The sequence below is a fragment of the Streptomyces vilmorinianum genome (assembly GCF_005517195.1).
Lineage (GTDB): Bacteria > Actinomycetota > Actinomycetes > Streptomycetales > Streptomycetaceae > Streptomyces > Streptomyces vilmorinianum.
In genome coordinates this window covers 1,238,498-1,259,777 of sequence record NZ_CP040244.1, presented here as the reverse complement: position 1 = coordinate 1,259,777, position 21,280 = coordinate 1,238,498, and the positions used below count along the sequence as shown (strand labels likewise).

General features: G+C 72.4%; 17 protein-coding genes. 8 read left to right on the top strand and 9 right to left on the bottom strand.

The genetic code is table 11. The features are described 5' to 3' along the window. Positions 1–59 precede the first annotated feature (59 nt). Positions 60–1,883, top strand: coding sequence for a glycoside hydrolase family 3 protein (locus FDM97_RS05985; RefSeq protein ID WP_137989212.1), 1,824 nt, complete (start codon positions 60–62; stop codon positions 1,881–1,883). Positions 1,884–1,969: 86 nt separating this feature from the next. Next, entirely contained in the window at positions 1,970–2,569 is a 600-nt protein-coding gene (locus FDM97_RS05980) for a hypothetical protein (RefSeq protein WP_137989211.1), read from the top strand. A gap of 74 nt (positions 2,570–2,643) precedes the next feature. Here FDM97_RS05980 and FDM97_RS05975 read toward each other — a convergent pair whose 3' ends face one another. From FDM97_RS05975 to speB, 7 genes are all read right to left on the bottom strand, one after another. Next, positions 2,644–4,113: an alpha/beta hydrolase family protein gene (locus FDM97_RS05975; protein WP_137989210.1), complete on the bottom strand. Its 1,470-nt coding sequence runs from the start codon at positions 4,111–4,113 to the stop codon at positions 2,644–2,646. 87 nt (positions 4,114–4,200) lie between these two features. Continuing rightward, complete coding sequence (locus tag FDM97_RS05970; protein ID WP_432816195.1) at positions 4,201–4,608, bottom strand: hypothetical protein; 408 nt, start codon at positions 4,606–4,608, stop codon at positions 4,201–4,203. Positions 4,609–4,676: 68 nt separating this feature from the next. Next, positions 4,677–5,075 carry a hypothetical protein gene (locus tag FDM97_RS05965; RefSeq protein WP_137989209.1) on the bottom strand — a complete coding sequence of 133 codons (399 nt, stop codon included), beginning with the start codon at positions 5,073–5,075 and terminating at the stop codon, positions 4,677–4,679. Between the two features lie 185 nt (positions 5,076–5,260). Continuing rightward, the gene (locus FDM97_RS05960) at positions 5,261–9,019 is read right to left on the bottom strand and encodes an ABC transporter ATP-binding protein (RefSeq protein WP_137989208.1); all 3,759 of its coding nucleotides are present in this window, start codon (positions 9,017–9,019) and stop codon (positions 5,261–5,263) included. Between the two features lie 96 nt (positions 9,020–9,115). Then, on the bottom strand, positions 9,116–9,541 hold the full coding sequence (locus FDM97_RS05955) for a hypothetical protein (protein WP_137989207.1): 426 nt from the start codon (positions 9,539–9,541) through the stop codon (positions 9,116–9,118). A 149-nt stretch (positions 9,542–9,690) separates the two neighbouring features. Further along, positions 9,691–11,373 (bottom strand): thiamine pyrophosphate-binding protein, encoded by a 1,683-nt coding sequence (locus FDM97_RS05950; RefSeq protein WP_137989206.1) that lies wholly within the window; start codon positions 11,371–11,373, stop codon positions 9,691–9,693. 332 nt (positions 11,374–11,705) lie between these two features. After that, the gene (speB, locus tag FDM97_RS05945) at positions 11,706–12,689 is read right to left on the bottom strand and encodes an agmatinase (RefSeq protein ID WP_137989205.1); all 984 of its coding nucleotides are present in this window, start codon (positions 12,687–12,689) and stop codon (positions 11,706–11,708) included. Positions 12,690–12,805: 116 nt separating this feature from the next. On the opposite strand from speB, the gene FDM97_RS05940 reads away from it, so the two are divergent. The 5 genes from FDM97_RS05940 to FDM97_RS05920 all read left to right on the top strand — a co-directional run bounded on the left by FDM97_RS05940 (position 12,806) and on the right by FDM97_RS05920 (position 18,032). Further along, positions 12,806–14,272: a PucR family transcriptional regulator gene (locus FDM97_RS05940; protein WP_254705517.1), complete on the top strand. Its 1,467-nt coding sequence runs from the start codon at positions 12,806–12,808 to the stop codon at positions 14,270–14,272. Between the two features lie 161 nt (positions 14,273–14,433). Then, on the top strand, positions 14,434–14,985 hold the full coding sequence (locus tag FDM97_RS05935) for a hypothetical protein (RefSeq protein WP_137989204.1): 552 nt from the start codon (positions 14,434–14,436) through the stop codon (positions 14,983–14,985). Between the two features lie 129 nt (positions 14,986–15,114). Beyond that, on the top strand, positions 15,115–16,272 hold the full coding sequence (locus tag FDM97_RS05930; protein ID WP_137989203.1) for an acyl-CoA dehydrogenase family protein: 1,158 nt from the start codon (positions 15,115–15,117) through the stop codon (positions 16,270–16,272). Positions 16,273–16,277: 5 nt separating this feature from the next. Beyond that, complete coding sequence (gene tesB, locus FDM97_RS05925; protein WP_137989202.1) at positions 16,278–17,150, top strand: acyl-CoA thioesterase II; 873 nt, start codon at positions 16,278–16,280, stop codon at positions 17,148–17,150. Positions 17,151–17,213: 63 nt separating this feature from the next. Beyond that, positions 17,214–18,032, top strand: coding sequence for an alpha/beta fold hydrolase (locus FDM97_RS05920; RefSeq protein WP_137989201.1), 819 nt, complete (start codon positions 17,214–17,216; stop codon positions 18,030–18,032). Positions 18,033–18,140: 108 nt separating this feature from the next. Here the strand turns inward: FDM97_RS05920 and FDM97_RS05915 are convergent, their stop codons facing one another. Together FDM97_RS05915 and FDM97_RS05910 are read right to left on the bottom strand one after the other, a co-directional pair. Further along, the gene (locus tag FDM97_RS05915; protein ID WP_137989200.1) at positions 18,141–18,917 is read right to left on the bottom strand and encodes a phosphatase; all 777 of its coding nucleotides are present in this window, start codon (positions 18,915–18,917) and stop codon (positions 18,141–18,143) included. A 68-nt stretch (positions 18,918–18,985) separates the two neighbouring features. Continuing rightward, the gene (locus tag FDM97_RS05910) at positions 18,986–19,573 is read right to left on the bottom strand and encodes an SACE_7040 family transcriptional regulator (protein ID WP_137989199.1); all 588 of its coding nucleotides are present in this window, start codon (positions 19,571–19,573) and stop codon (positions 18,986–18,988) included. Between the two features lie 87 nt (positions 19,574–19,660). Between FDM97_RS05910 and FDM97_RS05905 the strand changes: the two genes are divergently transcribed. After that, complete coding sequence (locus FDM97_RS05905; protein ID WP_137989198.1) at positions 19,661–21,268, top strand: carboxyl transferase domain-containing protein; 1,608 nt, start codon at positions 19,661–19,663, stop codon at positions 21,266–21,268. The last annotated feature ends 12 nt before the right edge of the window (positions 21,269–21,280 follow it).

The window sequence follows — 21,280 nt, the reverse complement described above, 5'->3', positions numbered from 1 at the left end:
GGGCTATCCGTGACACCTTGGAAGTTTCCTTCAACCTTGCACGGCCGGAAGGAGCATCAGTGCACCACCGCGCCCCCTCGAGACGCACTCTTCTCACGGTGACCGCCGCCGCGGCGGCCGCCGCCGTCACCGGTGTGACCGCCCCGATCGCCCACGCCGAATCCGACGACGACCGGGACAAGAGCCTCCGGCGGCTCATCTCCGGGATGTCACTGGAGGAGAAGGTCGGCCAGCTCTTCGTCATGCGGGTGTACGGCCACTCCGCCACCGCCCCCGACCAGGCCGACATCGACTCCAACCTCAAGGAGATCGGCGTCCGGACCGCCGCCGAACTCGTCGAGAAGTACCACGTCGGCGGCGTCATCTACTTCGCCTGGGCGCACAACACCCGCGACCCGCACCAGATCGCCGAGCTCTCCAACGGCATCCAGCGGGCCGGCCTCGCCCAGCCGACGCCCCTCCCCCTGCTCATCTCCACCGACCAGGAGCACGGCATCGTCTGCCGGGTCGGCAAGCCCGCCACCCTGCTCCCCGGCGCCATGGCGCTCGGCGCCGGCGGATCGCACTCCGACGCCCGCGAGGCCGCGCAGATCGCGGGCGCCGAGCTGGCCGCCGTCGGCATCCGGCAGAACTACGCGCCCGTCGCGGACGTCAACGTCAACCCCGCCAACCCCGTCATCGGCGTCCGCTCCTACGGCTCCGACCCGCAGGCCGTCGCCGCCCTGGTCGCGGCCCAGGTCAAGGGCTACCAGCAGGCCGGGATCGCGGCGACGTCCAAGCACTTCCCCGGGCACGGCGACACCGCCGTCGACAGCCACTACGGCCTGCCGACCATCACCCACACCCGCGCGCAGTGGTCCGAGCTCGACGCCCCGCCGTTCCGGTCGGCGATCCGCGCCGGCATCGACTCGATCATGACCGCGCACATCGTCGTGCCCGCGCTCGACCCGAGCGAGGACCCGGCGACCCTCTCCCGGCCGATCCTGACCGGCATCCTGCGCGAGGAACTCGGTTACGACGGTGTGGTGGTGACGGACTCCCTCGGCATGGAGGGCGTACGGACGAAGTACGGCGACGACCGCGTGCCCGTCCTCGCGCTCAAGGCCGGTGTCGACCAGCTGCTGAACCCGCCGAAGCTGGACGTCGCCTGGAACGCGGTCCTCAAGGCCGTCCAGGACGGCGAGCTGACCGAGGCCCGGCTCGATGAATCGATCCTGCGGATTCTGCGCCTCAAGGCGAAGCTGGGGCTGTTCCGCCGGCCGTACGTCACCGCCGCCGGAGTGGACCGTACGGTCGGCACGGCGGCCCACCTCGCCCACGCCGACCGGATCGCCGAGGAGACCACGACCCTGCTCCTCAACGAGGGCGGGTTCCTGCCGATCAGCCGTCTCGCCCACGGCAACGTCCTGGTCGTCGGCGCCGATCCGGCCTCGCCGTCCGGCACCACCGGCCCGCCGACCACCACCCTGACCCAGGCCCTCACCGAACTCGGCTTCACCGCCACGGCGTTGTCCACCGGGATCACCCCGACCGCGGCGAGGATCGACGAGGCGGTGGCCGCGGCGGCCGGCAAGGACGTCGTCGTCGTGGGCACATACAACGTCTCGGCGACCAGCCCGCAGCGCACCCTCGTCGCGCGGCTCGCCGCGACCGGCGTGCCCGTCGTGACGATCGCGATCCGCAACCCGTACGACATCGCCCAACTCAGCGGCCAGCGGGCGACCCTCGCCGCGTACTCCTGGACCGATGTCGAACTGCGGGCCGCGGTCCGGGTCCTCGCGGGCCACGCCCGGCCGCAGGGCCGTCTGCCCGTCCCCGTACAGCGGGCGGACGATCCGGCGCAGGTGCTGTACCCGGTCGGCCACGGCCTGTCGTACGCGTGACGTAACCAACGACGCAGACCCCCCGTTCTCCCTGGCGTCCGCCGGCCCCGGCGGGCCACGCTGGACGAAGGGATCGGGGGGCTTTCATGCGCCGGTACGCGGGGGTGGTCGTCGCCGTCGTCCTCGCGGTGACGGGGTGCCAGGGGCCCGTCGGCGGCGAAGCGCCGGGGCCCGTCACGTACACGAGCGGCCCGCCCTTCGACCACGGGGCGATGTTCCTGGGGCCCGGGGACTGTTCCACCCGCGGGAAGGTGTTCCGCGAGGTCCCTTGTACGAGTGAGAAGGCCGTCGCGCGGGTGACGACACGGTACGAGGGCTCCACCGCCGGCGGCCGGGTGTGCCCGGCCACCACCGACTTCGTGCTCCACGTCGCGGAGAGCCGGCCGGCGGTCGACGAGGACGGCGACGGCACGGTCCCGCGGGGATACGCCTGCATGCGCAATCTGGAGCCGCCGCATCCGGGTGACCCGGGCGGCGGCGGGGGCCCGCACACGATCGTCGGGGACTGCGTGTCCGCCTCCCGCGCGGGCCAGGTCAGGGAGACGGCCTGCGACGGCTCCGGCGAACACCCGCCCGCGTACCGGGTCGGCTCGGCGGTCACGAGCCGGGACCGCTGCCCGCCGTCGACGGCGCTGTTCGTCGCGCTGGGCGGGGAAAGGCCGGTGGGCTGCGCCCGGCGGCTGTGACACCGCCGGGCGCAGCCCACTCACTCGGAACTCGGAACCCGGAACTCGGACCGAACTCGGAACGCCGGTGCGTGCTACGGGCGCACGCCGTGCTCCCGGGTCAGCTCCTCGTCGGCCGTGTTGTCGAGACCGGCGTCGAAGCGGGCCAGCGGCTGCGCGGCCGCCGCCGTCGGGGCGTCGACCCCGGCCCAGGCGAGGATGCGGGCCGTGGCCTTGGTGCGCTCGGCCTCGACGAGACCGGCGACGTTGGCACCGTGGTTGGCGCCCGGGGCCGTGAAGACGTAGCTGTCACGGGCGCCCTTGCCGAGGCGGAACGGCTCGGCTCCCCACGGGTCGTTGCCGCCGTACACGAACAGCATCTGGTTCGCGTTCTTGCGGACCCACTCGTCGACGTCCCGCATGGCCCACGGCTGGAACGTCATCGGGATCTCGCGCGGCACGAAGTTCCGCGCGGGCTGGTAGCCGTAGCGGGTCAGGCCGTCCAGGTGCGGCAGCTTGATGCTGGGCGAGCCGAGCTGGGTCGCCGCCTGGTAGTAGTACGGGGTGTACGGCGCAAGGCCCTGGTCGGTGTAGAAGGACCAGCCGGAGATGGCGTCGATCGTCTCGTACACGGTGTCGTCGGTCGCCGTGGCGGCCTCCGGGATCGAGGCGCAGTCGGCCTCGTTGGAGTACTGCCAGAAGCCCCAGACGAAGTCGAGGACGACGGCCTCGTACGCCTTGTCGAGCGAGCCGACGGTGTTGAAGGTGGCGCCCTCGGACTCGGCCCACTCCTTGTACTTCTTCTGGAGCGGCTCGCGGCGGACCAGCGCCTCGCGCTGCATCGCGTTGAGGCGGTCGCGGCACTCCTTCGTCCCGACCTTCTCGAAGAACCGGTCGTACGCCGAGTCCTCCTTGTTGACCACGTCGTTGGGCGCGACGTACGCGACGACGCCGTCCATGTCACGCGGGTAGAAGCGCTCGTAGTACGTCGCCGTCATACCGCCCTTGGAGGCGCCGGTGGAGAGCCACTTCTGCCCGTAGATCGTCTTCAGGGCGGTGAAGATGCGGTGCTGGTCGCTCGCGGCCTGCCAGATGTCCAGCTTGGACCAGTCGGCGGGCTGGGGCCGGGACGGCGTGAAGAACCGGTACTCCATGGAGACCTGGTTGCCGTCGATGATCCGGGTGGGCTCGCGGCGGCTGGGGTTGGTGCTCAGCGAGTAGCCGCTGGTGTGGAAGACGGTCGGCCGGTCCGTGTCCTTGTGGAGGACGGAGAGCCGCTGCTTGAACGTGCCCGCCCACGGGCGCCGGTGGTCGACCGGCTGGGTGTACTCGAGGATGAAGAAGCGGTAACCGGCGTACGGCTTCTCCTCGATGAGGCTCATCCCGGGGATCGCCAGGATGCGGTCCTTGATGTCCGTGCTGTTGGTGCTGTCGGTGCTGCCGGTGCTGTCCGCGGTGGCAGACGTGCTGCCGGTGGCCGGCTCCGCGGCGGTGGCCGCACCACTCGCCCCGATGGTGCCTATGAGCACCGTGAGCGACGCCAGCCATGTCAGCGACTTGCGCATTCACCCTCCCCTTGATTCACAACGGTGTCGCGAACCTAGCGGGGGCAACGTGCGTGTCGCCAGACCCAGTTGGTCCTCACCTCCGCATCAGCACAGGATCCAGCCCGTCGAGACGTTCCGGCCGGCGACCGAACCGGAGGCGCGTACGCAGCGGTTGAGGGCGTGCACGGTGACGGGGCCCGCCTGGCGGGTGAAGGGGCCGCTGTCGACGGCGGGGCGGCCGCCGCGCGGCTGGAGGGAGACGGACATCGGGCGGCGGGGCCCGGGGGTCTTGGCCACGGTGAGGGCGCAGACGTACTGGCGGCTGCGGTAGAGGCGCAGCTCGCCGGTGGCGAAGCTGACGGTCTTGCTGGGACGGCCGCTGCACAGGGAGGCCGCGTCGGCGGTCGCGGTGCCGGGCCCGGCCAGGGTGAGGGCGCCGGTGGTGAGCAGCACCGCCAGCAGATGCCCGAGCAGCCGCGCGCCGCGCGCCTTCACGCCAGTCCTATCGAACACCTGGATCCCCTCCCGCCTCTGTGCCGTACGTGCGTACGACGCAGGGGAGCCCTGAGCGGTTGCCTCCGCTATCCCAGCGCGGTGACGACCAGGAGCAGGAACACGCACTCGGCGCCGATCAGTGTCCAGAACGCGACGGTGCGGGAGGGGGCGGGTGCGGAGTCGTCCGGGGTGCAGAGCGCGTGGATCCAGGCGGCGGCCGCCACGGCGAGGGCGGCGAGGTAGAGCCAGCCCGGGGCGGAGCCACAGCCCTCGCCGTAGCCGACGCAGCGGCCGGCGTTCTCCGAGGTCAGGGCCAGGATTCCGGCAAGGATCGTCGCGGGCACCAGCAGCAGCCCGGCCCACAGCGCGCGGGTGCGCAGACGACGGGCGGCCGCGTCCGGACGGGCCGGACCGCCGGAGGCAGACGCGGCGCGGGCGTGCGCGGGGAGGGCGGGGCCGCCGACGAGGGGGTGCTCGTTGTCCATGCTCCCGATTGAACCGGGCGGCGGGCGGCTCCCGGATGGGCCGCCCTACTCATCTCGGCGGGGGCGGATACTCACACCCGCTCCAACGCTGATCCTCCCGACGCCGCCCTCGCGTTGCCCGGCCCCAGGGGGCCGCGCGGGCTTCGGGACGGCTGCGCCGGACTCCGTCCGCCGGAGCCGGGTACTCACACCCGTTCCGGCTCCTCCTCGCCGATGAAGGTCCGCCACAGCTCCGCGTACGGGCCGCCCCGTGCCAGCAGTTCGTCGTGTGTGCCGTCCTCCGCGACCCGGCCGTGGGCCATCAGGATCACGCGGTCCGCGCGGGCGGCCGTGGTGAGGCGGTGGGCCACGACGAGGGTGGTGCGGCGGCCGGCGAGGCGGTCGGTGGCCTGGTTGACCTGGGCCTCGGTGGCGAGGTCGAGCGCGGCCGTGGCCTCGTCGAGGAGCAGGACGTCCGGGTCGACGAGCTCGGCGCGGGCCAGCGCGATCAGCTGGCGCTGGCCGGCGGAGAGGTTGCGGCCGCGCTCGGCGACCTCGTGGAGGTAGCCGCCGTCCAGGGTCGCGATCATGTCGTGCGCACCGACCGCGCGGGCCGCGGCCTCCACCTCGGCGTCGGTCGCCTCGGGGCGCCCGTACGCGATGGCGTCGCGGACCGTCCCCGCGAAGAGGTACGCCTCCTGGGGCACGACCCCGAGCCGGTGGCGGTACGCGGTGAGGTCCAGGTCCCTGAGGTCCGTGCCGTCGGCCGTGACCCGGCCGGCGGTCGGGTCGTAGAACCGGGCCACCAGCTTGACCAGGGTGGACTTTCCGGCGCCGGTCTCGCCGACGAAGGCGACGGTCTGCCCGGCGGGGATGCGCAGGTCGATGCCGGTCAGGGCCTCCTCCTCCCCGTCGGCGGCCCCGTACGCGAAGGACACGTCCTCGAAAGCGATGTCGCCGCGCAGCGAGCGGACCTCCAGGGGCTTGTCGGCGGTGGCCGTCGACGTCGGCTCCTGGAGCAGTTCCTGCATCCGCCTCAGCGAGACGGTGGCCTGCTGGTAGCCGTCGAAGACCTGCGAGAGCTGCTGCACGGGGGCGAAGAACAGGTCGATGTAGAGGAGGTAGGCGACCAGGGCGCCCGTCGTCAGCGTGCCCGCCTCGATGCGGTTCGCGCCGACGATCATGACGGCCGCGGCGGCCACGGACGACAGGAGCGTGACGAACGGGAAGTAGATCGAGATCAGCCACTGTCCGCGGACGCGGGCCTCGCGGTACTCGTCGCTGCGTGCCGCGAACCGCGCGGCGCCCGAGCGCTCGCGGCGGAAGGCCTGCACGATGCGGAGCCCGGAGACCGACTCCTGGAGGTCGGCGTTGACGACACTGATCCGCTCACGCGCCAGCTCGTACGCCTTCACGCTGGAGCGGCGGAAGAAGTACGTGGCGAGGGCGAGGACCGGGAGCGTCGCGAAGACGACCAGGGCGAGCTGGAGGTCGAGCACGAGCAGCGCGACCATGATCCCGAAGAAGGTCACGACGGAGACGAACGCGGTGACCAGGCCGGTCTGGAGGAACGTGGACAGGGCGTCCACGTCCGTGGTCATCCGGGTCATGATCCGGCCGGTGAGCTCGCGCTCGTAGTAGTCGAGTCCGAGCCGCTGGAGCTGGGCGAAGATCTTCAGCCGCAGGGCGTAGAGGACCCGCTCGCCGGTGCGGCCGGTCATCCGGGTCTCGGCGGTCTGGGCGACCCACTGCACGAAGACGGTCAGCAGGGCGAGGGCGGAGGCGGCCCAGACGGCGCCCACGGCGAGCTTGTTGACGCCGTCGTCGATGCCGTGCCGGATCAGGATCGGCAGCAGCAGGCCCATGCCGGCGTCGACGGCGACGAGGCCGAGGCTGATGAGCAGCGGGATGCCGAAGCCGCGCAGCAGCCGGCGCAGTCCGTAGGACTTCTCGGGCGTGACGGCCCGCGCCTCGTCGATGTCGGGGGTGTCGGTGGCGGGCGGGAGCGCCTCGACGGCGGCGAGGAGTTCGGGGGTGGCCCCGGCGGCCGAGGTGTCCGCGGCGGCCTCGTCCTCCTCCCGTACCCACAGGGTGGGGGTGATGCCGCGCTCGGCGTCGAACTCGGCGTCGAGTTCGGCGCGCAGGGTGCGGTCCTCGGGCACCTCGTCGTCGGCGACCGTCACGGTGTGGCCGGGCGAGACCCCGCCCAGCTCGTCGGGGTCGGTGAGGAGCTGCCGGTAGAGGGCGGAGCGCTCCTGAAGCTCCTCGTGTGTGCCGATGTCGGAGAGCCGGCCGTCGTCGAGGACGGCGATCCGGTCGGCGAGGCCGAGGGTGGAGCGGCGGTGGGCGATGAGGAGGGTCGTACGGCCGGCCATCACGGAGGCCAGGGCCTCGTGGATCTCGTGCTCCACGCGTGCGTCGACGGCGGAGGTGGCGTCGTCGAGGAGGAGCAGCCTGGGGTCGGTGAGGATGGCGCGGGCGAGCGCGATGCGCTGGCGCTGGCCGCCGGAGAGGGTGAGGCCGTGCTCGCCGACCTTGGTGTCGTAGCCGTCGGGGAGCTCGGCGATGAAACGGTCCGCCTGGGCGGCGCGCGCGGCGGTCTCGATCTGCTCCTGGGTGGCGTCCGGGTGCCCGTACGCGATGTTGGCGCGGACGGTGTCGGAGAACAGGAAGCTGTCCTCGGGGACCAGCCCGATGGCGGCGCGCAGCGAGTCGAGGGTCAGTTCGCGGACGTCGTGGCCGCCGACGAGGACGGCGCCGTGGGTGACGTCGTAGAAGCGGGGCAGGAGAAGCGAGACGGTGGACTTGCCGGAGCCGGAGGCGCCGACGACGGCGACGGTCTCGCCGGAGCGGATCTCCAGGGAGAAGCCGTCCAGGACGGGTCGTGTCGTGCCGGAGGCGCCCTCGTACGCGAAGCTCACGTCGTCGAACTCGACGGTGGCCTCGGCGTCGGCCGGCAGCTCCTTCGTACCGTCCTTGATCACCGGCTCGGTGTCGATGAGCTCCAGGACGCGCTCGACGCCGGCGCGGGCCTGCTGGCCGACGGTGAGGACCATGGCGAGCATGCGGACGGGGCCGACGAGCGAGGCGAGGTAGGCGGAGAACGCGACGAAGGTGCCCAGGGTGATCTGCCCGCGCGTGGCGAGCCAGCCGCCGAGCGCCAGGACGGCGACCTGGCCGAGGGCGGGGACGGCCTGCAGGGCGGGGGTGTACCGCGAGTTGAGCCGGATGGTGCGCAGGCGGCCGGCGAAGAGCTTGCGGCTGGCCTCGCGGATCTTGCCGGTCTCCTGCTCCTCCTGACCGAAGCCCTTGACGACGCGGACGCCGGTGACGGACCCGTCGACGACCCCGGCGACGGCGGCGGCCTGCGCCTGGGCGTACCAGGTGGCGGGGTGGAGGCGGGTGCGGCTGCGCTTGGCGATGAACCAGAGGGCGGGGGCGACGGCGAGGGCGACGAGGGTGAGCGGGAGGGAGAGCGCCGCCATCACGCCGAGCGAGATCCCGAAGAGCAGGATGTTCCCGATCGTCATCGGGAGCATGAAGAGCAGGCCCTGGATGAGCTGGAGGTCGCTCGTCGCCCGCCCGACGACCTGCCCGGTGGACAGCTCGTCCTGCCGCCGCCCGTCGAGCCGGGTGATGGTGCCGTACATCTCGGTACGGAGATCGTGCTGGACGTCGAGGGCGAGGCGGCCGCCGTAGTAGCGGCGGACATAGGTGAGGGCGTAGACGACGACGGCCGACGCGATGAGGAGGCCGGTCCAGACGGCGAGGGACCGGGTGCCCTTGCCGATCACGTCGTCGATGATCACCTTGGTGATGAGCGGCACGAGGGCCATGACGGCCATACCGGCCAGGGAGGACCCGAGCGCGAGCACCACGTTCGTCCGGTACCGCCACGCGTAACCGGACAGCCTGCGCGCCCAGCCCTGCTGTTTCTGCTCAGGATCCTGCTGTTTCTGCCCCACCGCCGCCACGAGGCGCCTCCCGTTCGTCCTGCTCTACCGGAAGGCACCAACGCGGCTGGGCTGGGATTTCATCCCCCGAGATCGAACGGGATCGAATCAGAAGGGACCGGGCAGGGTCACGAAGATGCCGTTACCGGTGTCGGTGACGACGACATTGCTCCAGACCAGGGTCATCGGCGGGCTGCACTTCGGCTGGAAGTCAGCCGTGACCGTCACGGAGAAGTTGGCCTTGCCGTTCTGGACGGGGAACTGTCCGCCCCCGCCGAAGGCCTGCTTGTTCTCGGCCGCCGGCTTGTTGCCGCCCTTGTTGACGCACTGGGCGTCGGCGGTGACCGTGATGTCGACCAGCTGCTGGTTTCCGAGGCCGGCTTCCTTGCCCTTGACCGTCAGGCTACTACCGGAGGTGGTGACACTCGGCGTGCCGACGAAGTGCGGGCTGACGGCTTCGGCCGAGGGGGCCAGGAAGCCCACGAGGGCGATGGCCACGCCCGCGGGCAGAAGAAATGCTGAGTGACGACGCATGAGGCTTCACCTCATAGGGAACATGCGCTGCGCCGATTACCGTACGTAACCGGCGAGGACCGTACGGATGGGTTAAATCACGCACTTGCCAACAGAATATGCCTACTTGGGAGTACGTACAAGGATCACCCAAACCACGCACAGTCACGTCAGAGGTGCGTCGGCTCGAACATCCTCAGCAGCGCCGGGAGCACCACCACCGACGGTCCCGGGGTCGCCAGGGCCTTCGCCAGGTCGGCCGACAGGGACTCCGGGGTCGTACGGACCCCCGGGACGCCGAAGGACTCCGCCAGGGCGACGAAGTCGGGGCGGGCGAGTTCGGTGCCCGTGGTCTCGCCGAAGGCGTCCGTCATGTACTCGCGCAGGATCCCGTAGCCGCCGTCGTCGACGATGAGCCACGTGACGTCGGAGCCGTACTGCTTCGCCGTCGCCAGCTCCGCGATCGAGTACATCGCGCCGCCGTCGCCCGAGACCGCGAGGACCGGGCGGGTCGGGTCGGCCACCGTCGCGCCGAGGGCGGCGGGGAAGGCGTAGCCGAGGCCGCCCGCGCCCTGGGCGGAGTGCATGGTGTTGGGGTGGCGGGCGTCGAAGGCCGACCACGCCCAGTAGGCGAGGATCGTCATGTCCCAGAAGCTGGGGGACGTGTCCGGGAGCGCCTCGCGGACCGAGGCCACGATCCGCTGCTCCAGGCCGAGGTCCTGGGCGGCGATACGGTCGCGCACCTTGGCCAGGACCGCCCGCACCCGCTCGGGGGCGCCGGCGTCCTCGCGTACCGGGACCGTCTCCAGGAGCGCCGACAGCGCGAGGCGCGCGTCCGCGTGGATGCCGAGGGCGGGGTGGTTGGACTCCAGCTTGCCCGCGTCCGCCTCGATCTGGATCACCCGGCCGCGCGGGGCGAACGTGTGGTAGTTCGAGGACAGTTCGCCGAGCCCGGAGCCGACGACCAGAAGGACGTCCGCGTCCTCCAGGAAGGCGGTGGTGTGCCGGTCCTCCAGCCAGGACTGCAGCGAGAGCGGGTGCTCCCAGGGGAAGGCGCCCTTGCCGCCGAAGGTGGTGACCACGGCCGCGCCGACCCGCTCGGCGAGCGCGCGCAGCTTGCCGGAGGCGTCGGAGCGGACGACTCCGCCGCCCGCGATGATCGCGGGGCGCTCGGCGTTGGCGAGGAGGTGCGCGGCGAGGGCCGTCAGCTCGGGGCGCGGGGCGATGTCCTCCGGGGTCGCGTCCATCGCCGTGACGACGGGGATCGTCGTCTCGGCCATGAGCACATCCTGCGGGATCTCCACCCACACCGGTCCGTGCGGCGCGGTGAGCGCCGACTCCCAGGCCGCGGCGATGGCGGAGGGGATCTGCGACGGGGTACGGACGGTGTGCACGGACTTCACGATGTCCCGGAAGGACGCCTGCTGGTCGCGGAGTTCGTGCAGGTAGCCGTGGCGGCCGCCGCCGAGGCCGGCCACCGGGATCTGGCTGCCGATCGCGAGGACGGGTGCGGAGGCCGCCGCCGCCTCCTGGAGCGCGGCGAGCGACATCAGCGCGCCGGGGCCGGTGGAGAGCAGCAGCGGGGCCGCCTCGCCCGTCATCCGGCCGTAGGCGTCGGCCGCGAAGCCCGCGTTGTTCTCGACGCGCAGTCCAACGTACGTCAGCGAGGAGCGGCGCAGCGCGTCGAACATGCCGAGGGCGTGCTGGCCGGGCAGCCCGAAGACCGTGGTCGCGCCGAGCCCGGAGAGGGTCTCGACGACGAGGTCGCCGCCGTTCCGCCCGGGGGGCGGGTTGAGGGCGGCGGCGGTCTGCGCCTCCGTGGGGCGGAGCACCAGGTCGTGGTCGTGGGTCATGGACGGGTCCCCTTGGGCGTGGCGTGTGGGTCGGGTGCGGCCCGGTGGTCGGGTTGTGCCCACCCGTGCCGCCCCAGCGGCGCGAATGCCCACCACCCGACAGCGACGAGTGTCGCGCGCGGCCGGCTCGGTGTCGCACGCGGGGCCCGGCGTGCGGCGCGCAGGCCGGTCACGGCCGGTCACGGCTGCTGGACCGGCCGCAGGCCGTGGAGCCGGCCGCCGCCGTGGACCGCCGCGGCGCGCGCCGCCGGGCCGCCGGGCCGCCCCGGCAGAGGCCGCCCCGGCGGGGCGGAGGGAGCTGGGCGGGGCGCGGCGGGCCCGCGCGCCAGGTCCTACTTCGTGCCGGAGGCGCGCCCCGCCGCGATCTGGCGGGACATGATCGTCGTCAGCTCGTACGCCGTGTGCGAGGCGGCGACCGCGGTGATCTCGGCGTGGTCGTAGGCCGGGGCGACCTCGACGACGTCGGCGGAGACCAGGTTGCAGGACGACAGGCCGCGCAGGATCTCCAGGAGCTCGCGGGAGGTCATGCCGCCCGCCTCCGGGGTGCCGGTGCCGGGCGCGTGGGCCGGGTCGAGGCAGTCGATGTCGATGGAGATGTACAGCGGGCGGTCGCCGATGCGCTGGCGCAGCTGGTCGGCGACCTCGTCGGCGCCGCGGCGGTAGATGTCGGCCGAGGTGACGATGCCGAAGCCCATCTTCTCGTCGTCGGTGAGGTCCTGCTTGCCGTACAGCGGGCCGCGGGTGCCGACGTGGGAGAGCGCCTCGGTGTCGAGGATGCCCTCCTCGACGGCCCGGCGGAACGGGGTGCCGTGGGTGTACTCGGCGCCGAAGTACGTGTCCCAGGTGTCCAGGTGCGCGTCGAAGTGGAGCAGCGCGACCGGGCCGTGCTTCTTGGCGACCGAGCGCAGCAGCGGCAGCGCGATGGTGTGGTCGCCGCCCAGGGTCATCATCCGCGCGCCGGTGGCGAGGAGCTCGTCGGCGGCGGCCTCGACGGTCTCGACGGCCTCGTTGATGTTGAACGGGTTGGCGGCGATGTCACCGGCGTCGGCGACCTGCGCGAGGGCGAACGGGGAGGCGTCCTGCGCCGGGTTGTACGGGCGCAGGAGGCGGGAGGCCTCGCGGATCGCGTTGCCGCCGAAGCGGGCGCCGGGGCGGTAGGAGACGCCGCTGTCGAAGGGGACGCCGACCACGGCGATGTCGGCGGTGCCGACCTCGTCGAGTCGCGGCAGCCGGGCGAACGTCGCGGGACCGGCGTACCGCGGGATGCGGGAGGAGTCGATCGGGCCGCGGGGGGTGTTCTGGTCGCTGCTGCTCATGGTCGGGGTCCTCCTGAGGTGGATCGGTTGTCACGACAGTAGGTGGCCGGTGGACAACGTTGAAGTGTACGTTTCCTCCACTGCTCATGCACGGGATGTACGAAGGGTCCACGGACATGTCCCCACAGGACGCACAGGAACCGACATCCACCCCACCAGCCCCACCCACCCCACCCGCCCCGCCCGTCTCCCTGGCCGCGCTGCTCGGCCGCCGGGACCTGGGCCTGCGGCTGCTCGCCGGGCCGGAGGACACGGCCATCCACTGGGTGCACACCTCCGAGATGGCCGACCCGTATCCGTATCTGCTCGGCGGCGAGCTGCTGATGACGGCGGGCGTCCAGCTCACCGATCCGGCGCGCTATGTCGAACGGGTGGTGGAGGCGGGGGCGGCGGCGCTCGGGTTCGGTGTGACGCCGGTGTACGACACGGTCCCGGCGGAGCTCGTCTCGGCCTGTGCGCGCCAGGGGCTGCCGCTCCTCGAAGTGCCGCCGCGGACGCCGTTCACGGCGGTGGCCCGCGCGGTGTGGCGGCTGATGGCGGAGGCCCGCCACCGCGAGCTGCGGCGGGTGACCGAGGCGCAGCAGTCGCTGGCGACGGCGGCCGCGCGGCCCGCGCCGGTGCCGGCGGTGCTCGGCGCGCTGGCCTCCCGGCTCGGGGGGCGCGCGGTGCTGTACGCGGCGGACGGTACGGCGTACGCGGCGGCGGGCCGGGAGGTCGGGGCGGAGGCGGAGGCGGCGCTGCGGGACCTGGCGGCGGTGGTGGGCCGGCGTCCCGGCGGCCCGGCGTCCGCGAGCGGCGACGGCGGCGGGATGCGGCTGGCGGCGTACGCGCTGGGCGGCGGCGAGGGGCTGGCGCTGGGCGTGGCGGCCGAGCGGCGGGAGTCGGCGGACCACACGATCGCCGGGGTGGCGGTCGTGCTGCTCTCCCTCCTGACCGCCCCGCACCGGGGCGCCGACGTGTCGGCGCGGGACGCGGCCCTGGTCCGTCTGCTCCTCGGCGCTCCCCCGGCCGAGGCGGCGTCCACCCTGGGCCCCGGCCCGTGGACGGTGGTCCACGCCCGTGGCGGTGACGGCACCCCCTTCGCGGCGGTGAGCCTGGCGGCGGCGCTCGGCACCCCCTTGGTGGACGCGGGCGGGACGCCGGAGGCGGGCGGCGTCCGGCTCCTGGTGCCCGCCGGCTCCCCGGTCACGGCGCAGCAGGGGTGGACGCTCGGGGTCAGTTCCCCCGTCGACGCCCGGGACCTCGCCGCCGCCGACGCACAGGCCGCGCGGGCGCTGCGCCGGGCGGAGGCCGCGCGGACACCGCTGGCCCGCCACCGCCCCGCCGGGTTCGGCGCGCTGATGGACCGCGAGGAGGCCGCCGCGTACGCCCGCACGCTCCTGGAACCGCTCACCGAACCGCTCACCGAGACCCTGCGGACCTGGCTCTCGCTGCACGGCAGCTGGGACCGTACGGCCGTGGCCATGGACATCCACCGCAACACCGTCCGCCAGCGCATCGCCCGCTGCGCGACGCTCCTGGACATGGACCTCGACGACGCGGACGTACGCATGGAGCTGTGGCTCGCGCTGCGCTCGCGATGAACTCCGGCGGAAGCCGGCCGACCATGCTCGATGGAGGCGAGTCACACGGGGGAGAGCTCGCTCAGCCACCCTTCCGGCGCCGGACTTTCACCCCTTTGACCGGTACGGAGAGCGCCCGTAGCGTGTGTCCCAAGCTCCTGGATCGGCCTGTGGGAGTCATCGTGAGAATCGAACGCGACACCCCGAAGTCGGTGCGTCGATCTCCCGTCGCCTTCCTCGCGGCTGTCACCTGTGCCCTCTGCGTGTCCCTGACGGCCTGCGGATCGGACACCCCCGCACCCAGAGCGCAGGACAGCCCGAGACCTCAGATCTCGCTGCTCGTCGACACCCGGCCGCTGGAGGAGAGCCTTCAGGCTCAGGCCATGGCCCAGCACGCCGCAGCGGAGAAGGCGGCGAAGGAACGGGCGGCGCGCGAAGAGGCCAAGCGGAAGTCCCAGGAGACCCAGGAGACCCGGGAGTCCCGGGAGCCCCGGTCGCCCGGCCAGTCCCCCGGAAGCGGAGGCGTCTGCACCGCCGACCCCGCCGACCGGCCGAACTGCCGCAACCCGGGCGGCACGATCGACCCGTACGGCGGAGACCTGGACGGGGACGGTGTGTACGAGGACCACGAACCCGTCGGCCCCGGCTACCGGGATCCTCGCGCGTACGACGGGGGGAGGACATCGGGCGAGACACAGTGCGACTGGCTGCGCTCTCAGGGGCTCGCCTGCTGAGCGGACCGCCCCCGACGACGTCCGCGCTGTGACGGGCCTGACGTTCCCGACCCTGGACACGCCCGATGACTGCCCGGTAACTTCGATGGAAGCAGGCTGAGCAAGCGCTTAGACAAGGGAGGACGGCTCGTGCGCCGTACCGTATTCAACGAGGACCACGAGGCGTTCCGGGAGACCATCCGCGCCTTCATCGAGGCCGAGGTCGTCCCCGTCTACGACGAGTGGTTCGCCGCGGGCCAGGCGCCGCGCGACTTCTACTACAAGCTCGGTGAGCTCGGCATCTTCGGCATCAACGTGCCCGAGGAGTTCGGCGGCGCCGGCCTGGACACGCACAAGTTCGAGGCCGTCCTCTACGAGGAGACCGCGCGCGCGGGCGTGCAGTTCGGTGGCTCCGGTGTGCACGTGCTGCTCGCCCTCCCCTACATCAAGATGCTCGCCAACGACGAGCAGAAGAAGCGTTACCTCGAGAAGTTCGTCACCGGCGAGGAGATGTGGGCGCTCGCGATGACCGAGCCGGGCACCGGCTCCGACGTCGCGGGCATGAAGACCACCGCCAAGCTCTCCGAGGACGGCACGCACTACGTCCTCAACGGCGCCAAGACCTTCATCACCGGTGGCGTCCACGCCGACCGCGTGATCGTCTGCGCCCGTACCTCCGCCCCGAGCGAGCAGGACCGCCGCTTCGGTATCTCCCTCTTCGCCGTGGACACCAAGTCCGAGGGCTACTCCATCGGCCGCAAGCTGGACAAGCTCGGCCTGCGCACCTCCGACACCGCCGAGCTGGCGTTCGTCGACGTGAAGGTGCCGGTCGAGGACCTGCTCGGCGAGGAGGGCAAGGGCTTCTACTACCTCGGCCACAACCTGGCCTCCGAGCGCTGGGGCATCGCCTTCGGCGCGTACGCGCAGGCCAAGGCCGCCGTCCGCTTCGCGCAGCAGTACGTCACGGACCGCACGGTCTTCGGCAAGCCCGTCTCGCACTTCCAGAACACCAAGTTCGAGCTGGCCGCCTGCCAGGCCGAGGTGGACGCCGCCGAGGCGGTCGCCGACCGCGCCCTTGAGGCCCTGGACGCCGGCGAGCTGACCCCGGCCGAGGCCGCGAGCGCCAAGCTCTTCTGCACCGAGGTCGCGCACCGCGTCATCGACCGCTGCCTCCAGCTGCACGGCGGCTACGGCTACATGAACGAGTACCCGATCGCCCGCCTGTACGCCGACAACCGCGTCAACCGCATCTACGGCGGCACCAGCGAGATCATGAAGTCGATCATCGCCAAGTCGATGGGCCTGTAGTCACGGTGCCCGAAGCGCACGACGCTCTGGATGCCCTGCTCGATCTGCTCGACCTGGAGCGGATCGAGCGGGACATCTTCCGGGGACAGTCCCGTTCCGCCGTCGTCCCCCGCGTCTTCGGCGGCCAGGTGGCCGCCCAGGCGCTGGTCGCGGCGGGCCGGACCGTCCCCGAGGACCGGCTCGCCCACTCCCTGCACGCGTACTTCCTGCGCGCCGGGGACCCGGGCGCGCCGATCGTCTACACGGTCGACCGCATCCGCGACGGCCGCTCCTTCACCACCCGCCGGGTCGTCGCCGTCCAGCACGGGCAGCCGATCTTCCACCTCTCCGCGTCCTTCCAGACGTACGAGGAAGGGCTGGAGCACCAGGACGAGATGCCGGCCGCGCCGGACCCGGAGTCACTGCCGACGGCCGCCGAGATGCTGCCGCGCCACCTCCCGGAGCACGTGGCCCAGCGGCTGATCGAGGCGCGGGCGGCGGTGGACCTGCGGTACGCCGACGTGCCCCCGTGGGGCTCCGTCGGGGAGCCGCGCGAGCCGCGCTCGCAGGTCTGGTTCCGTACGAACGGCAAGCTGGCCGACGATCCGCTGCTGCACGTCTGCCTGGCCACGTACGTCTCCGACATGACCCTGCTCGACTCGGTGCTCCTCGCCCACGGGCGGGGCGGCTGGGCCGTCGGGGACGTCGTCGGGGCCTCGCTGGACCACGCGATGTGGTTCCACCGGCCGTTCCGGGCCGACGAGTGGCTGCTGTACGACCAGGAGTCGCCGTCCGCGTCGGGCGGGCGCGGGCTCGGACAGGCCCGGATCTACACCCAGGACGGCAAGCTGGCGATCTCCGTCATCCAGGAGGGTGTGGTCCGCGTCCCGCGCGGGTGAAGCGGTGAGGCGGCGCGGCGCGGTGGCGGACACGGCGCCGCGCGGCCCTGGTAGGAACGCCGCATGCCACAGCTGAGCGCCAACGGAGTCGATCTGTTCTACGAGGTCACGGGCGAGGGCGAACCCCTGATCCTCGTCCACGGCTCGTGGAACGACCACAGGAGCTGGCAGCCCGCCGTCGACGCCGACATCAAGGCGTCCTTCCAGGCGATCCGCTACGACCGCCGCGGCCACGGGCAGAGCACGGACGCGCCGGGCCAGGGCACCCGGCGGCAGGACGAGGACGACCTCGCCGCGCTGATCGAACAGCTCGGGGGCGGCTCCGCGTACGTCGCCGCCAACTCCTTCGGCGCCGCCATCACGCTGGGCCTCGCCGCGCGCCGCCCCGAACTGTTCCGCGGTGTCGTGGTCCACGAGCCGCCCCTGGTCGGGGTCGTGGCCGACGACCACGACACGCTGGCGGAGCTGCAGCCGATGCTGACGTCGACCGACGCCGTCATCGACCACCTCCGCAAGGGGGAGAACGAGCCGGGGGCGCGGCTGTTCGTGGAGGAGATCGCCCTGGGGCCCGGCATGTGGGACCAGCTCCCCGAACAGATCCGCGAGACGTTCGTGACCCACGCCCAGACCTGGCTGGAGGAAGAGGACGACCCCGGAGGGGCCGAGCTCGACCTGGACGCGCTCTCCGCCTGCACCGCCCCGGTCCTGCTGTGCGGCGGCACCACGAGCCCGGCGTGGTTCTCGACCATCCTCGAGCGGCTGACGGAGGCGCTGCCCCAGGTGCGGCGGCACACCTTCGAGGGGGCCGGGCACATCCCCCACGTCACGCATCCGCAGGAGTACGCGGACACCGTCACCCGCTTCCTGCAGGGCAGGCTCTAGCCCAGCAGGGCTCCAGTCCGGCAAGGCTCCAGTCCGGCAAGGCTCCAGTCCGGCAAGGCTCCAGTCCAGCAGGGCTCCAGTCCAGCAGGGCTCCAGTCCAGCGGGGCTCTAGTCCAGCAGGCCGGCCGCGTCGAGCAGGTACGCCGTCATCGGCTCGTAGAAGCGCGGGTCCACGACGTGGTCGTCGAGCGGGACGGCGACCTGCAGGGTCCCCTCCGCCTCGCCGATGAAGAGGGCCGGGTCGTTGCAGTCGGCGTAGCCGACGGAGTCGATCCCGCGCTGGGCCGCGCGGCCCGCCCAGCCGTGGTCCGCGACCACGAGGTCCGGCCGCCCGTCCTCGCCGAGCGCGTCCAGGATCGCGTTCATGGGCTCGGGCGAATGGGTGTGCCAGAGGCTGGCGCCCCGCTCGAAGACGGCGACGTCCGCGAACTGGACGACGTACCCCTCGTCGGCGATGAGCCCGCCGGGGATCCGTACGATGTCGCAGCCCTTGGCCCGCAGCCCGGCGGCGACCCGGCTGTGGACGTCGATCAGCGCGCCGGGGTGCCCGGTCGCGAACAGCACCCGCTCCCGGCCGGCGGCGGCCTTGCGCAGCCGGGCGGCCATCCGGTCGAGGGCGTCGACGGTCAGCTCGGGGTCGATGGTGTCCTGCCCCGCGCGGTGGGCGGGATCGTCGTTCACCCCGCACCGCTCGGCCATGACGGCGAGCACGTCCTGCTCGTCGGTCCACCGGTCGCCGAGCTCCAGGCCGAGCCAGTAGTGCCGGTCGCCGTTGGCGAGCTTGCGGTAGTGGGAGAGGTTGTTGTCGCGCGGGGTGGCGACATCGCCTGCGATCCGGGTCCGTACAAGGTGCTCGACGAGGGCGGGACGACTGAGTATCGGCATGAGCCTCATTCTGCGGGACCAGACCCTGTTGTGGGCAATCGTTCCGGCCGCTGGGACCGCGTGGCGTCCTACTCGGTCGCCAAAGCCCCGAACGCCCCGTGCGCCAGGCGCCTCAGCAGCTCCTCCATCGCCGACCGCCCCAGGGCGGCGAGGTGCGGCGTCGAGTTCAGCAGCCCGAACACCGCGTGCACCGCCGCCCGCGCCTCGCTCTCGGAGGCCACCGGGTACAGCTCCCGTACCACCGCCACCCACAGCTCCACGTACTGCCGCTGCAGCTGCCGGACCCGCTTGCGGTCCTCGTCCTTGAGCCGGTCCAGCTCACGGTCGTGCAGGGTGATCAGCGGCCGGTCGTCGAGGGCGAAGTCGATGTGGCCGTCGATGAGCGAGCCGAGCAGCGCCCGCGGGTCGTCCTCCCCCTCGCCCACCCGCAGCCGCCCGCCGTCCAGGAGCCGCTCGCTGATCCCGACGAGCAGCTCGGCCAGCATCGCGTCCTTGCCCGCGAAGTGCCGGTAGAGCCCGGGACCGCTGATGCCGACCGCGGCTCCTATCTCGTCGACGCCCACGCCGTGGAACCCGCGCTCGGCGAAGAGGCGGGCCGCCTCCTTGAGGATCTGCTCGCGTCGCGTGGGGGCGTCGGTCCTGGCGGTGGTGGTCATGGGACCGATTCTAGACAATGCGGTTAGCGGTCGTTAACCTGAAGGACATACGTTAACGCTCATTAACCGAGCAAGGGAGCTCGAGGGATGCAGCAGGCACCTGCGCTGACGAGCGCGGCGGACCCCGCGTCGCCGGCCTGGCAGGCCAATGAGGCGGCCCACGAAGAGCTGGCCGCGACCCTGCGCGCCAAGCTCGCCGCGGCCGCGCTCGGCGGCGGCGACAAGTCCCGCGCCCGGCACACCGCGCGCGGCAAGCTGCTGCCGCGGGACCGCGTGGACACACTTCTGGACCCGGGATCGCCGTTCCTGGAGCTCGCCCCGCTCGCCGCGAACGGCATGTACGGCGACCAGGCACCGGCCGCCGGCGTCATCGCGGGCATCGGCCGGGTCTCGGGCCGCGAGGTCGTGATCGTCGCCAACGACGCGACCGTCAAGGGCGGCACGTACTACCCGATGACGGTGAAGAAGCACCTGCGGGCCCAGGAGGTGGCGCTGGAGAATCGTCTCCCCTGCCTCTACCTCGTGGACTCCGGCGGCGCGTTCCTGCCGATGCAGGACGAGGTCTTCCCGGACCGCGAGCACTTCGGCCGGATCTTCTACAACCAGGCCCGGATGTCCGGCGCCGGCATCCCGCAGATCGCGGCGGTCCTCGGCTCGTGCACGGCCGGTGGCGCGTACGTCCCGGCGATGAGCGACGAGGCCGTGATCGTACGGAACCAGGGCACGATCTTCCTCGGTGGCCCGCCGCTGGTGAAGGCCGCGACCGGCGAGGTCGTGACGGCCGAGGAGCTGGGCGGCGGCGAGGTCCACTCCCGTACGTCCGGGGTCACCGACCATCTCGCCGAGGACGACGCCCACGCGCTGCGGATCGTCCGGAACATCGTCGCGACGCTCCCCGAGCGCGGCCCGCTGCCCTGGTCGGTCGAGCCGGTCGAGGAGCCGAAGGTCGACCCGGCGGGTCTGTACGGCGCGGTGCCGGTGGACTCCCGTACCCCGTACGACGTACGGGAGGTGATCGCGCGGATCACCGACGGCTCGCGCTTCCAGGAGTTCAAGGCGGAGTACGGGCAGACGCTGGTCACCGGCTTCGCCCGGATCCACGGGCACCCGGTCGGGATCGTCGCCAACAACGGCATCCTGTTCTCCGAGTCCGCCCAGAAGGGCGCGCACTTCATCGAGCTGTGCGACCAGCGCGGCATCCCGCTGCTGTTCCTGCAGAACATCTCCGGCTTCATGGTCGGCAAGGACTACGAGGCGGGCGGCATCGCCAAGCACGGCGCCAAGATGGTGACGGCGGTGGCGTGCACGCGCGTGCCGAAGCTGACCGTGGTCGTCGGCGGCTCGTACGGCGCGGGCAACTACTCGATGTGCGGCCGGGCGTACTCCCCCCGCTTCCTGTGGATGTGGCCCAACGCCAAGATCTCCGTCATGGGCGGCGAGCAGGCCGCGTCCGTCCTCGCGACGGTCAAGCGGGACCAGCTCGGCGACGCGTGGAGCGCGGAGGAGGAAGAGGACTTCAAGGCCCCGATCCGCGCGCAGTACGAGACCCAGGGCAACGCCTACTACGCGACGGCCCGGCTCTGGGACGACGGGGTCATCGACCCGATGGACACCCGTCAGGTGGTGGGCCTCGCCCTGACGGCCTGCGCCAACGCGCCGCTGGGTGACCCCCAGTTCGGCGTCTTCCGGATGTGAGGGGACCTCAGA

Excerpts from the sequence above, each read along its gene's own strand:
- FDM97_RS05980 (WP_137989211.1), top strand. The coding sequence starts at position 1,970 with ATGCGCCGGTACGCGGGGGTGGTCGTCGCCGTCGTCCTCGCGGTGACG.
- FDM97_RS05975 (WP_137989210.1), bottom strand. The coding sequence starts at position 4,113 with ATGCGCAAGTCGCTGACATGGCTGGCGTCGCTCACGGTGCTCATAGGC.
- FDM97_RS05965 (WP_137989209.1), bottom strand. The coding sequence starts at position 5,075 with ATGGACAACGAGCACCCCCTCGTCGGCGGCCCCGCCCTCCCCGCGCAC.
- FDM97_RS05955 (WP_137989207.1), bottom strand. The coding sequence starts at position 9,541 with ATGCGTCGTCACTCAGCATTTCTTCTGCCCGCGGGCGTGGCCATCGCC.
- FDM97_RS05950 (WP_137989206.1), bottom strand. The coding sequence starts at position 11,373 with ATGACCCACGACCACGACCTGGTGCTCCGCCCCACGGAGGCGCAGACC.
- speB (WP_137989205.1), bottom strand. The coding sequence starts at position 12,689 with ATGAGCAGCAGCGACCAGAACACCCCCCGCGGCCCGATCGACTCCTCC.
- FDM97_RS05940 (WP_254705517.1), top strand. The coding sequence starts at position 12,806 with ATGTCCCCACAGGACGCACAGGAACCGACATCCACCCCACCAGCCCCA.
- FDM97_RS05920 (WP_137989201.1), top strand. The coding sequence starts at position 17,214 with ATGCCACAGCTGAGCGCCAACGGAGTCGATCTGTTCTACGAGGTCACG.
- FDM97_RS05915 (WP_137989200.1), bottom strand. The coding sequence starts at position 18,917 with ATGCCGATACTCAGTCGTCCCGCCCTCGTCGAGCACCTTGTACGGACC.
- FDM97_RS05910 (WP_137989199.1), bottom strand. The coding sequence starts at position 19,573 with ATGACCACCACCGCCAGGACCGACGCCCCCACGCGACGCGAGCAGATC.
- FDM97_RS05905 (WP_137989198.1), top strand. The coding sequence starts at position 19,661 with ATGCAGCAGGCACCTGCGCTGACGAGCGCGGCGGACCCCGCGTCGCCG.